Origin of the sequence: Bradyrhizobium sp. 137 (genome assembly GCF_023074095.1) — a bacterium.
In the GTDB taxonomy this organism is placed as follows: domain Bacteria; phylum Pseudomonadota; class Alphaproteobacteria; order Rhizobiales; family Xanthobacteraceae; genus Bradyrhizobium.
This window is the reverse complement of record NZ_JADPKU010000028.1, coordinates 17,559-29,812: the sequence shown is the minus strand read 5'-3', so window position 1 is coordinate 29,812 and position 12,254 is coordinate 17,559. Positions and strand designations below refer to the sequence as shown.

The 12,254-nt window shown below is 64.4% G+C and carries 13 protein-coding genes; 12 read left to right on the top strand and 1 reads right to left on the bottom strand.

Translation table 11 applies throughout. The annotated features are described in order from the left end of the window. Window positions 1–49 precede the first annotated feature (49 nt). The 8 genes from ctaD to IVA78_RS05450 all read left to right on the top strand — a co-directional run bounded on the left by ctaD (window position 50) and on the right by IVA78_RS05450 (window position 6,201). Window positions 50–1,666, top strand: a complete 1,617-nt coding sequence (ctaD, locus tag IVA78_RS05485) for a cytochrome c oxidase subunit I (protein ID WP_247281764.1) — start codon at window positions 50–52, stop codon at window positions 1,664–1,666. A gap of 61 nt (window positions 1,667–1,727) precedes the next feature. Continuing rightward, entirely contained in the window at window positions 1,728–2,672 is a 945-nt protein-coding gene (locus IVA78_RS05480; RefSeq protein WP_247421707.1) for a heme o synthase, read from the top strand. Between the two features lie 7 nt (window positions 2,673–2,679). Further along, window positions 2,680–2,844, top strand: coding sequence for a CoxF protein (locus tag IVA78_RS05475; RefSeq protein WP_247281762.1), 165 nt, complete (start codon window positions 2,680–2,682; stop codon window positions 2,842–2,844). Window positions 2,845–2,849: 5 nt separating this feature from the next. Then, on the top strand, window positions 2,850–3,494 hold the full coding sequence (locus IVA78_RS05470) for a cytochrome c oxidase assembly protein (RefSeq protein WP_247281761.1): 645 nt from the start codon (window positions 2,850–2,852) through the stop codon (window positions 3,492–3,494). Window positions 3,495–3,574: 80 nt separating this feature from the next. After that, window positions 3,575–4,471 carry a cytochrome c oxidase subunit 3 gene (locus IVA78_RS05465; protein ID WP_247281760.1) on the top strand — a complete coding sequence of 299 codons (897 nt, stop codon included), beginning with the start codon at window positions 3,575–3,577 and terminating at the stop codon, window positions 4,469–4,471. 99 nt (window positions 4,472–4,570) lie between these two features. Next, a complete protein-coding gene (locus IVA78_RS05460; RefSeq protein ID WP_247281759.1) occupies window positions 4,571–4,972 on the top strand; it encodes a DUF983 domain-containing protein in 402 nt (133 codons plus the stop codon). Further along, the gene (locus IVA78_RS05455) at window positions 4,969–5,730 is read left to right on the top strand and encodes an SURF1 family cytochrome oxidase biogenesis protein (protein WP_247421704.1); all 762 of its coding nucleotides are present in this window, start codon (window positions 4,969–4,971) and stop codon (window positions 5,728–5,730) included. Before IVA78_RS05460 ends, IVA78_RS05455 begins: the two co-directional genes overlap by 4 nt. Before the next feature lie 105 nt (window positions 5,731–5,835). Beyond that, on the top strand, window positions 5,836–6,201 hold the full coding sequence (locus tag IVA78_RS05450) for a nuclear transport factor 2 family protein (protein ID WP_247281757.1): 366 nt from the start codon (window positions 5,836–5,838) through the stop codon (window positions 6,199–6,201). Window positions 6,202–6,255: 54 nt separating this feature from the next. Here the strand turns inward: IVA78_RS05450 and IVA78_RS05445 are convergent, their stop codons facing one another. Beyond that, a complete protein-coding gene (locus tag IVA78_RS05445) occupies window positions 6,256–7,590 on the bottom strand; it encodes a histidine kinase (RefSeq protein WP_247421701.1) in 1,335 nt (444 codons plus the stop codon). An 87-nt stretch (window positions 7,591–7,677) separates the two neighbouring features. On the opposite strand from IVA78_RS05445, the gene IVA78_RS05440 reads away from it, so the two are divergent. From IVA78_RS05440 to IVA78_RS05425, 4 genes are all read left to right on the top strand, one after another. After that, on the top strand, window positions 7,678–8,322 hold the full coding sequence (locus IVA78_RS05440) for a response regulator transcription factor (protein WP_247421698.1): 645 nt from the start codon (window positions 7,678–7,680) through the stop codon (window positions 8,320–8,322). Between the two features lie 546 nt (window positions 8,323–8,868). Further along, a complete protein-coding gene (gene thrC / locus IVA78_RS05435; protein WP_247281754.1) occupies window positions 8,869–10,287 on the top strand; it encodes a threonine synthase in 1,419 nt (472 codons plus the stop codon). Further along, the gene (locus IVA78_RS05430) at window positions 10,284–11,573 is read left to right on the top strand and encodes a pitrilysin family protein (RefSeq protein ID WP_247281753.1); all 1,290 of its coding nucleotides are present in this window, start codon (window positions 10,284–10,286) and stop codon (window positions 11,571–11,573) included. Before thrC ends, IVA78_RS05430 begins: the two co-directional genes overlap by 4 nt. A 41-nt stretch (window positions 11,574–11,614) precedes the next feature. Continuing rightward, entirely contained in the window at window positions 11,615–12,202 is a 588-nt protein-coding gene (locus IVA78_RS05425) for a GNAT family protein (protein WP_247281752.1), read from the top strand. Window positions 12,203–12,254 lie beyond the last annotated feature (52 nt).

The window sequence follows — 12,254 nt, the reverse complement described above, 5'->3', positions numbered from 1 at the left end:
AGGGCGGGACCGCATACGGTCCGAATGGGACGCAAGGCAGGATTTGAATATGGCAACGAGCGCAGCGGCACATAGCGATCACGCGCATCATGACGAGCACGCCCATCCGACCGGATGGCGGCGCTACGTCTATTCGACCAACCACAAGGACATCGGCACGATGTACCTGATCTTCGCGGTCGTCGCCGGCGTCATCGGCGCCGCGATGTCGATCGCGATCCGGGCCGAGCTGATGTATCCGGGTGTGCAGATCTTCCACGAGACGCACACCTATAACGTCTTCGTGACCTCTCACGGCCTGATTATGATCTTCTTCATGGTCATGCCCGCGATGATCGGCGGGTTCGGCAATTGGTTCGTGCCGCTGATGATCGGCGCGCCCGACATGGCGTTCCCGCGCATGAACAACATCTCGTTCTGGCTGCTGCCGGCCTCCTTCGCGCTGCTGCTGATGTCGACCTTCGTCGAGGGCGAGCCGGGCGCCAACGGCGTCGGCGCCGGCTGGACCATGTATGCGCCGCTATCGAGCTCCGGTCACCCCGGCCCGGCCGTCGATTTCGCGATCCTGTCGCTGCATCTGGCGGGCGCCTCGTCGATTCTCGGCGCCATCAATTTCATCACCACGATCTTCAACATGCGCGCACCGGGCATGACCCTGCACAAGATGCCGCTGTTCGTGTGGTCGATCCTGGTGACGGTGTTCCTGCTGCTGTTGTCGCTGCCGGTGCTCGCCGGTGCGATCACCATGCTGCTCACCGACCGCAATTTCCATACGACGTTCTTCGCGCCCGAGGGCGGCGGCGATCCCGTGCTGTTCCAGCACCTGTTCTGGTTCTTCGGTCACCCCGAAGTGTACATCCTGATCCTGCCCGGCTTCGGTATGATCAGCCAGATCGTCTCGACCTTCTCGCGCAAGCCCGTGTTCGGCTATCTCGGCATGGCCTACGCCATGGTTGCGATCGGCGGCATCGGCTTCGTGGTGTGGGCGCACCACATGTACACGGTCGGCATGTCCTCGGCGACGCAGGCCTATTTCGTCGCCGCCACCATGGTCATTGCGGTTCCGACCGGCGTGAAGATCTTCTCCTGGATCGCCACGATGTGGGGCGGGTCGATCGAATTCCGCGCGCCGATGATCTGGGCGGTCGGCTTCATCTTCCTGTTCACGGTCGGTGGCGTCACCGGCGTCGTGCTGGCGAACGCGGGCGTCGACCGCGTGCTCCAGGAGACCTATTACGTCGTCGCGCACTTCCATTACGTGCTGTCGCTCGGCGCCGTGTTCGCGATCTTTGCGGGCTGGTACTACTGGTTCCCGAAAATGTCGGGTTACATGTACAATGAGTGGCTGGCCAAGCTGCACTTCTGGGTGACCTTCATCGGCGTCAACCTGGTGTTCTTCCCGCAGCACTTCCTCGGCCTGTCGGGGATGCCGCGCCGCTACGTCGACTATCCCGACGCGTTCGCGGGCTGGAACCTGATCTCGTCCCTCGGCTCCTACATCTCCGGATTCGGCGTGCTGATCTTCCTCTACTGCGTCCTCGACGCCTACATGAAGAAGGTGCCTGCCGGTAACAATCCCTGGGGTGCGGGCGCAACCACGCTGGAGTGGACGCTGCCCTCGCCGCCGCCGTTCCACCAGTTCGAAGTGCTGCCTCGGGTGCAGTAAGCCATCGCACGCGGCGCCCGTGACGGGCGCCGCGGCTCTATCAGGAAGCGAGCTGAATTAAGTGTCCGTCCTCGACCACAATGCCGTCGACATCAATCCTCGCATCTCCGAAGCGGAGGTCGGCGATTACATCGCGCTGCTCAAGCCGCGCGTGATGTCGCTGGTGATCTTCACCGCGCTGGTCGGGATGGCGATGGCACCCGGGCATTTCCACCCCGTGCTGGCGATCACCTCGCTCCTCTGCATCGCCGTTGGTGCGGGCGCCTCCGGCGCGCTCAACATGGCGCTCGAGGGCGACATCGACGCCAAGATGTCGCGTACGGCGAACCGGCCAATCCCGCGCGGCCGCGTCACCCGCCCCGAGGCGATGGCGTTCGGCATGACGCTCGCCTTCTTCTCGGTGATGACGCTCGGCATCCTCGTCAACTGGGTCGCGGGCGCGCTGCTCGCCTTCACCATCTTCTTCTACGTCGTGATCTACACGATGGTCCTGAAGCGTCGGACCGCGCAGAACATCGTGATCGGCGGCGCCGCCGGCGCGCTGCCGCCGGTGGTGGCCTGGGCCGCCGTGACGGGCACGGTCGACGTCGAGCCACTGCTGCTGTTTGCCATCATCTTCTTCTGGACGCCGCCGCACTTCTGGGCGCTGGCGTTGTTCCGCTCCGACGATTATGCGCGCGCCGGCATTCCGATGCTGCCCAACGTCGCCGGTCCCGATGCGACGCGGCTCCAGATCCTGCTCTACACGATCGTGCTGATCGCGGTCGCCGCCGCACCCTGGGCGCTCGGCTATTTCGACGCCGTCTACGGCATCGTCTCGCTGATCCTCGGCGCCGGCATGCTGGTGCTCGCCATCAATGTCTACATGCGTCGCGAGCGCAGCCAGTCGCTGCGTGCCACCCGCAAGCTGTTTGCATTCTCCATCCTTTATCTGTTTGCGCTGTTCGCCACCCTGCTGGCGCAGGTTGTATTCCGGGCGCTTGCTCCGATGGCATGGGGCGCATGAGGCAGGGATGGCCGACAAATCCGAGCCAGATGGAATCGTCCTCACCGAGGCGCAGAAGAAGAGCCGTCGTCAGCGCTCCATTGCCATTGCTTTGGCGCTCGGCGTGCTCGTGGTGCTGTTCTTCGCCGTCACCATGGTCAAGGGGCCGGCCGTTCTAGTGCGGCCGATGTAGGAAACATGGATCACGAGCCGACCATACCGCAGGATCAGAGCCGGACGGCGGGCAAGGGCCGCATCGGTGGTCTTGGCCGCGATGCGCTGGTCGCCTCGATCTGCGGCGGCGTGGTGGCGCTGATGGTGGGGGCATCCTACGCGGCGGTGCCGTTCTACAACTGGTTCTGCCGCGCCACCGGCTTCAACGGCACGACCCAAGTCGCGACCTCCGCGCCGGCCACCGGCCCGATCGCGCGAAAAATCTCGGTGCGGTTCGATTCCAACGTCGCGCCGGGCCTGCCCTGGAAGTTCGAGCCCGAGCAGAGCGAGATCGAGGTCAATATCGGTCAGGTGACGACGGTCTACTACACCGTGACGAACCAGGCCGCGCGCACCACCGCGGGCCAGGCCGCCTATAACGTCGCGCCGCTGACGGTCGGGTCATATTTCCAGAAGATCAACTGCTTCTGCTTCACCGAGCAGACCATGGCGCCCGGCGAGAAGCGGGAAATGCCGGTCGTGTTCTATGTCGATCCGTCGATCGCCGAGGATCGCGAGAACGATGGGCTGAACACGATCACGCTGTCCTACACGTTCTATTCGGTGAAGGATCCTGTGGTGAAGCCGCTGGCATCGGGTGATGACGACAAACGCAAGGGAAATCTCTGATCGCCGGGCGCACGCTCGGGGGATTGGACGCAAGGGGATAAGTGCCTGACAGGCACGGGATTGAGGAGAGAGACCGCAAAATGGCAACGGCGCACACCAAGCATCACGACTACCATCTGGTCGATCCCTCTCCCTGGCCGGCCGTCGGTTCGCTGTCGGCCTTCATTATGGCGGTTGGCGCGATCGCCTGGATGCACCACATGTTCTCGGCTGCGCCGATCGTGTTCGGTGTGGGCACCGTCGGCGTGCTCTACACCATGGCGAGCTGGTGGGGCGACGTGATCAAGGAAGCCCAGTACAAGGGCGACCACACCCGCGTCGTGCAGCTCCATCACCGCTACGGCATGATCCTGTTCATCGCCTCCGAGGTGATGTTCTTCGTGGCCTGGTTCTGGGCCTATTTCAACGCCGCGCTGTTCCCGGCTGACGCCGTCCATGCCACGCGTGATGCGGTGTTCGGCTGCGGCCTTGGCACCCAGGCCGGCGCCTGCTCCGTTCCCGGCACCTGGCCGCCGAAGGGCATCGAGACCTTCGATCCCTGGCATCTGCCGCTCCTGAACACGTTGATCCTGCTCACCTCCGGCACCACAGTGACCTGGGCGCACCATGCGCTGCTCGAGAACGACCGTCAGGGCCTGAAATACGGCCTGATCCTCACCGTCGTGCTGGGTGCGCTCTTCACCTGCGTGCAGGCCTATGAGTACAGCCACGCGGCATTCTCGTTCGGCGGCAACGTCTATGGCGCGACCTTCTTCATGGCGACCGGCTTCCATGGCTTCCACGTGCTGGTCGGCACCATCTTCCTGCTGGTCTGCCTGTTCCGCGCCTATGCCGGCCACTTCACGCCGACCCAGCATCTCGGCTTCGAGTTCGCCGCCTGGTACTGGCACTTCGTCGACGTGGTTTGGCTGTTCCTGTTCCTTTGCATCTATGTCTGGGGACACGGCGCCGAGACCATGGCTCACGGCGCGCACTGAGCTGCGAGGCAGATGATTCAGAAAGGGCGGCCGCAGGGCCGCCCTTTCGCTTTCCGGCCGCCTGAAGCCTTGGCGGAAATTGTGATAGAGATTGCCATCATGGACGACACCGCCGGCCCATCCGAGTCCGAAACCACGGTCCTGCAAAGCGCGCTGCGCGGGCTCGCCTGCAAATGTCCGCGCTGCGGCGAGGGCAAGCTCTATGCGGGCTTCCTGACACTCGCGCCTCGCTGCGAGCGCTGCGGTCTCGACTATGCTTTCATCGATACCGGTGACGGTCCGGCGATCTTCATCATCATGCTGGCCGGCGCGATCGTGGTCGGCTGCGCGCTCGTCGTCGAGGTCAAGTATCAGCCGCCGTTCTGGCTGCACGCGGTGCTCTGGCTGCCGCTGATTCTCGCCACCACGCTTTTGCCGCTGCGCGCGATGAAGTCGCTGCTGATCGCGCTGCAATTCCACCACAAGGCGGCGCCGGGCCGACTCATCGACCGCGCGAAATGAACCGGACCGTGCGCAAGCCTCGCGTGGCCGGCTTTGGGCTGTTCACGCTGCTCCTGACGGCTGTGTTCGTCGCACTTGGCATCTGGCAATTGCAGCGCCGGACAGCCAAGCACGAGCTGATCGCTGCTCTCACTGAACGGCTTGCGGCCGCGCCGGTCGCGCTTCCGGCGCCCGCGCAATGGGCGGCGCTCAATCCCGCGCGCGATGAATTCCGCCGCGTCAGCTTCTCCGCAACCTACGTCCCGCTGCCCGATGCGATGGTTTATTCCTCCGGCTCGGCCGTGCGCAAGGACGCCTCCGGTCCCGGCACCTGGGCATTCCTGCCGGCGCGGCTTCCGAGCGGCGAGATGGTCGTGATCGATGCCGGTTTCGTCGAGAACACGATGCAGGATCGCGCCATCGAGGATCGCGCGGTGAAGAAGCTCGTCACGGGCGAGCCGGTCGTGCTCACCGGCTATCTCAGGTTCCCGGAAGCACCGGGCTGGCTGACACCTGCGGAGAACCGCGAGAAGCGGCTCTGGTTCGTGCGCGATCATCTGGCAATCGCGAGCGCGCTCGGCTGGGGGACGGTTGCGCCGTTCTATGTCGACCTCGAGCAGCCGGTGCCCGAGAACAGCGTTCCACGTCCCGGTCCGCTCGACGTGCATCTGAAAGACGATCACCTGCAATACGCGATCACCTGGTTCACGCTCGCAGGCGCCCTGCTGATCGCCTTCGCGGTGTGGGCGAGGGGGCGGCAAGACCGAACTCATCCGTAGATCAACCGAGGGAACCCGGTATCGTCCGGGCTTTACCGTTCAGCGCACATTCACGAGTGTGGTTCTAAGCCGCCACTAGTGTCCGCGGCAGGACAGGATTGCAGCGTGAGCGATTTCGACCAGATGGGAATTGTCATTGACTGGGTAGATGCCTGCCGCAAGGGCGACCTCGCGGCGCTGCTCGATCTATATGCGGACGACGCCGAGCTTGAATGCATCTGCAACGGAACGCAGCGCCATCGCGGCCGAAGCGAGCTCGAAAGCTATTGGAGACCGCGACTTGGCACCCTGTCGTTGGCGGGCTTCAGGCTGGAAGAGATCGATCCAGGGTCCGACGGCGTCGATCTCGAATATTCCATCGCTGGCGCGCTGCGTATTCACGCCTCGTTTCGCTTCAGCACGGAAGGCAAGATCCGCAGCACGCTGTGCGAGCCGGCGCGACAGAACGCGCATGTTGGCTGCGCGTGCTAGCTAGGGCATGACCCGGAAAAGTGTGTAGCGGTTTTCCGAAAAGATCATGCTCAGCTAAACCGGCGCCTCCCGGGTCGGCGCAGCCGGAAGACGGCATCGGACATAGGTTCGTTCATTCGCGCGCAGCAGTGACAGCGATCCGCTGAGCGCGCGAACGCGCTCATGCATGCCGGTCAGGCCCCGGCCGAAGACGTTGTCGGCGGGAAAGCCGCCGCCATCGTCGGAGATCTCGATGACGAGCGTCTCGCCGGTGATGGTCGTCTGCACATGGGCGTTGCTCGCTTTGGCATGGCGCAGCACGTTGGTCAGCGCCTCCTGGATCAACCGATAGACGGTCCGCGCCAGCGGCCCGTCTAATCCGTTGAGACGGGGGTCAATCGTGTCCGTCAAACCGATATGCGGTGCCTGCTTGCGAAAGTTTTGAAGCAGTGTCTGCACGCTGGTCGCGAGGCCCAGTTCCTCAACATAGAGCGGCCGTAGCCGGTCGAGAATACGGCGGTTGGCCTGCTGGAGCGCCTCGACCGATTGCAGCACCTCTTGCGCCGAATTGCCGAGATTTCCCACGGCAGGCGCGGCCTCGATCAGCGCGACCGCGCCGGCGCGGATGCCGAACAGAAGCGGGCCGAGTTCGTCGTGCAATTCGCGGGCGAGGTCGCGCCGCTCATCGTCCTGAAGCGACACCAGCCGATGCAACAGGTCGCGATTGTCCTGGCTCAATTGCGCCAACGTGCCCGCCAGCGCGTTCGCCACCTCGCAGCTCTGCCGGATCTCCGGCGGCCCTGCCACGGGGATCGGTTTTGTGTAGTCGCCGCGTCGCATCCGCGTGAGTCCTTCGCCGAGCTGTTGCAGGGGGCGTAGCGCCGACTCCGCCAGGACGTAGGCGATGGTGCCGGTAAGCGCCATTAGCCCGGCGATCAGGCCGGTGAGCGCGAGGAAGCCGATCCATTTCTCGAACAGCTCGGCGGATAGGTCGGGCACGAAGACGACATCGCCGACACGCTCGCCGTCGATTGTCACCGGGGATGCCGCGTCCATTTCGGGGATGGTGATCAGGTCGATGAACCATTGCGGCACGCTATGCGGCGTGCGCGGGTCGTCCTTCGGGGAGCGCGCGGGACCCGCTTCCACGGAACGGAATTGGATATCAGAGGAGGTGTCCAACGATTGGACAAACGCATCGAGCGTCCGTCGTGGATTGTCCGAAGCGCGCAGCGTGTTGTTGAGCGCGGTGGCGATGGCCCGGGTCGAACGCCGGCCTGGCTCATTCTCCTCAACGAGCTGGCCCCCTGCGAAGGTCTGAAGCAGCACGCCGCCGAGGATCAGTGCCGCGAGAAGGCTCGCGCCGAGCGGAAGAAACAGTTGCGTCCTGAACGAGAGTTGTTGCCACATTAGGTCAATTCTAACGTGTTTTGGCGGAATTCTCTCTTTCCATTTGTTCCCGCCGGTCTATGAGTCGAGAAAGCAAGTGAGCCTGCGATGCAAGATACCGCCAAGCCGGCAACCAAGGTCCTGATCGTCGACGACCACCCTGTGGTGCTGTCCGGTTGCCGCACCCTGTTCGCGTCCGACCAGTCGATCCGTATCGACGAGGCGAACGATGCGAAATCCGGGCACCGCGCCTATGTCAGCAAGCGGCCCGACGTTACCGTGATCGACATCAGCCTGCCTGATGTCTCCGGCTTCGAGCTGATGCGACGCATTCGGAAGGACGATCCGGACGCCAAGATCATCATGTTCAGCATGAACGATGATCCGGCCTTCGTGGTGCGGGCGGTCGAGCTTGGGGCCCAAGGCTATGTCTCCAAGGGTGACGATCCCAGGATCCTGCTGAAAGCGGTGCGCAAAGTGGTCGCGGGCGATAATTTCATCTCTCCGCAGCTTGCGGAAGCCGTGACGTTTTCCGGTGCCGCAATCAAGGCCAATCCAGCCTCGCAGATGACGCCGCGGGAGCTCGAGATTCTTCGTCTGCTCGGACGCGGCGACAAAATCGTCGAGGTCGCCGAGGCGCTCGGCATCTCCTACAAGACTGTCGCGAACACGACGTCCCTGCTCAAGCAGAAGTTAGGGGCCAAGAACCATTCCGACCTGATCCGGATCGCAGTGGAAATCGGGATGAATTGACCTCCCGCCAACGACCGAACCGGCTGCTCCAGGAGGCAGCGGTTCGGTCGACGGATCGGCGTCGCCATCGGCCGGGCAATGCATGGGCGATGGCCGGCACCGTCCGCCGACCCAATCGGCCGCCACGGCATTCGTTCCTCAGGCAGGCCATGGGTTAGGGAAAAGACGGCAATATCACGCAAGTCATTGCTCATATCCGCGAAAGAAGGCCTGGAGCACGCCGGGAAAAACTGGAACATCTTCCCCCGCCCGCCGTTTTGGCTCTTGACGATTTGACGACAGCTGACGAAAGCTTGGGTGAACAGTTTTAGCGGGTCGAACGACCCGACGAGGCAACCGGTCTGCACACAACGACAGACCTTCCAAGAGAAGGGCTGCGGCAATGCCGCAGCCCTTTTTCATTGGGCCACGGGGCGAGCGGAAGCGGTTTCCCGATGCCGCAAAACACTTTATGGTGGCTCAAAGCCTCTGGCTGTTAACAAGTAATTTCGTAAAATCAAAGGCTTAACGAGCGAGCTCAGACTCGGTTGGCCTTTGGAGGGCAGTTTGACTCGTTATATCTCGACCCGGGGCGAAGCCCCCGAACTCGGCTTCTGCGACGTGATGCTGACCGGGCTAGCCCGCGATGGCGGGCTGTACGTGCCGGCCGTTTGGCCGCAGCTTTCGGCGCAGACCATCGCCGGCTTCTTCGGCCGCGCCTATTGGGAGGTCGCGGTCGACGTGATTCGTCCCTTCGCCGGCGGCGAGATCACGGACGCCGAGCTTGGCCGCATGGCCAACGAGGCCTATGCCACCTTCCGCCATCCCGCGGTGGTGCCGCTGCGCCAGATGTCGCCGCATCAGTTCGTGCTCGAGCTGTTCCACGGCCCGACGCTCGCCTTCAAGGACGTGGCGATGCAGCTGATCTCGCGGCTGATGGACCATGTGCTCGCCAAGCGCGGCCAGCGCACCACCATCGTGGTCGCAACCTCCGGCGATACCGGCGGCGCCGCGGTCGAAGCCTTTGCGGGTCTGGAGAATGTTGACCTCATCGTGCTGTTTCCGCATGGCCGCATCTCCGAGGTGCAGCAGCGGATGATGACGACGACCGGGGCGGCCAATGTGCACGCGCTCGCCGTCGAAGGCACCTTCGACGACTGCCAGGCGCTCGTGAAGGGGATGTTCAACAACCATCGCTTTCGCGATGCGACGTCCCTGTCCGGCGTCAACTCGATCAACTGGGCGCGTATCGTCGCCCAGGTGGTCTACTATTTCACGTCGGCCGTTGCCGTCGGTGCACCGGCGCGCGCGGTGGATTTCGTCGTGCCGACCGGCAATTTCGGCGACATCTTTGCCGGCTACGTCGCCAAGCGCATGGGGCTGCCGGTGCGTACGCTGCACATCGCCGCCAACGTCAACGACATCCTGGCCCGCACGCTCAAGACCGGGATCTACGAGGTGCGCGAAGTGCACGCCACGGCGTCGCCGTCGATGGACATCCAGATCTCGTCGAATTTCGAGCGGCTGCTGTTCGAGGCTGGCCGGCGCGATGCGGCCGGCGTGCGCCGTCTGATGGATTCACTGAAGCAGTCCGGGCGTTTCGTGCTGCCCGATGCGACGCTGGCCGCGATCCGCGAGGCGTTCGACGCAGGCCGTGCCGACGAGACCGAAACCGCGGCCGCGATCCGCGCCGCTTGGCGCGAGGCGGGCGAGCTGGTCGATCCCCATACCGCGGTGGCGCTCGCGGTCGCCGACCGCGACACCACCGACACGACGGTCCCGAGCATCGTGCTCTCTACCGCCCATCCGGCCAAATTCCCCGACGCCGTCGAGGCGGCCTGCGGCCAGCGGCCGCAACTGCCCGCCTGGCTCGACGGATTGATGACCAAATCCGAACACATGAAGGTGATGAAGAACGATCAGGCCGAGGTCGAGCGGTTCGTGCTGTCGGTCAGCCGCGCCGCAAAGCAAGGAGTTGCCGGATGAGCGTCGAGATTTCCAAGCTTGCCTCCGGCCTGACCGTCGTCACCGACAAAATGCCCCATCTCGAGACTGCGGCGCTCGGCGTCTGGGCCGGCGTCGGCGGGCGCGACGAGAAGCCGAACGAGCACGGCATCTCGCATCTCCTGGAGCACATGGCGTTCAAGGGTACGACCAAGCGCTCCTCGCGCGAGATCGTCGAGGAGATCGAGGCGGTCGGCGGCGATCTCAATGCCGGCACCTCGACCGAGACCACGTCCTATTACGCGCGGGTGCTGAAGGCCGACGTGCCGCTCGCGCTCGACGTGCTCGCCGACATCCTCGCCAATCCTGCCTTCGAGCCGGACGAGCTGGAGCGCGAGAAGAACGTCATCGTGCAGGAGATCGGGGCTGCGCAGGACACACCCGACGACGTCGTGTTCGAGCATCTCAACGAGCTCTGCTATCCCGACCAGCCGATGGGCCGCTCGCTGCTCGGCACCGCCAAGACGCTGCGCGGCTTCAACCGCGACATGCTCCGCGGCTATCTGTCGACGCATTATCGCGGGCCCGACATGGTGGTGGCCGCCGCCGGCGCGGTCGATCACAAGCAGGTGGTCGCCGAGGTCGAGCAGCGCTTCGCGAGCTTTGAGGCGACGCCGGGACCGAAGCCGCAATCCGCCCAGTTCGGCAAGGGCGGCGCCAAGGTGGTCCACCGCGAACTCGAGCAGGCGCATCTGACGCTGGCGCTCGAAGGGGTGCCGCAGACCGACCTGTCGCTGTTCTCGCTCCAGGTCTTCACCAACATTCTCGGCGGCGGGATGTCGTCGCGGCTGTTCCAGGAGGTGCGCGAGAAGCGCGGCCTCTGCTACTCCATCTACAGCTTCCACGCGCCCTACACCGACACCGGCTTCTTCGGCCTCTACACCGGCACCGATCCCGCCGACGCGCCGGAGATGATGGAGGTCGTGGTCGATGTCATGAATGATTCGGTGGAGACCCTGACCGAGGCCGAGATCGCGCGTGCCAAGGCGCAGATGAAGGCGGGCCTGCTGATGGCATTGGAGAGCTGCTCCTCCCGCGCCGAACAGCTCGCCCGGCATGTGCTGGCTTATGGCCGGCCGCAGACGGTGCAGGAGCTGGTGGCCCGGATCGACGCCGTCAGCGTCGAGTCGACCCGGGATGCCGCGCGTGCGCTGCTTTCGCGCAGCCGCCCTGCGGTTGTTGCATTGGGCAGTGGCAGGGGTCTGGACACGGCGGTATCTTTTGCGGAAGGATTGACGCGGGCGCGTGCCAAGGCGCGGCTGCATTAAGAGCCGCCGCGCAAGGGGCGCCCGCTCCGGGAAGCATCACCATGGCCCTGTTCCGCCTGCCATCCAGTGGACCCGCCGCCCTCGCGCCGCGCGGCAACGGGCTGTTGCTGCGCGCCCCGCAGATGTCGGACTTCCTGCAATGGGCTCACTTGCGCGAAAGCAGCCGCGATTATCTCACCCCCTGGGAGCCGATCTGGCCGTCGGACGATCTCACCCGGTCCGGCTTTCGCCGCCGCTTGCGCCGCTATTCCGAGGACATTGCCGCGGACCGTTCCTATCCCTTTCTGATCTTCCGCGAGCTCGACGGCGCCATGGTCGGCGGCATCACGCTGGCCAATGTCCGGCGCGGCATCGTGCAGGCCGGCACCATCGGGTATTGGGTTGGGCAGCCCTACGCCCATCGCGGCTACATGACCGCCGCGCTGCGGGTGCTGCTGCCGACGCTGTTCGGCGAGCTCAATCTGCACCGCGTCGAGGCCGCTTGCATCCCCACCAATGCACCATCGATCCGGGTGCTGGAGAAGTGCGGCTTCTCGCGCGAGGGGCTGGCGCGCCGCTATCTCTGCATCAACGGGATCTGGCAGGATCACCTGCTGTTCGGCCTGCTGCATGAGGATTTTCGCGGTTGAGCTGCCACCTCCTGCGGCCAAAGTCTTGATCGTCCCGCCTTGTTTGCTGCCG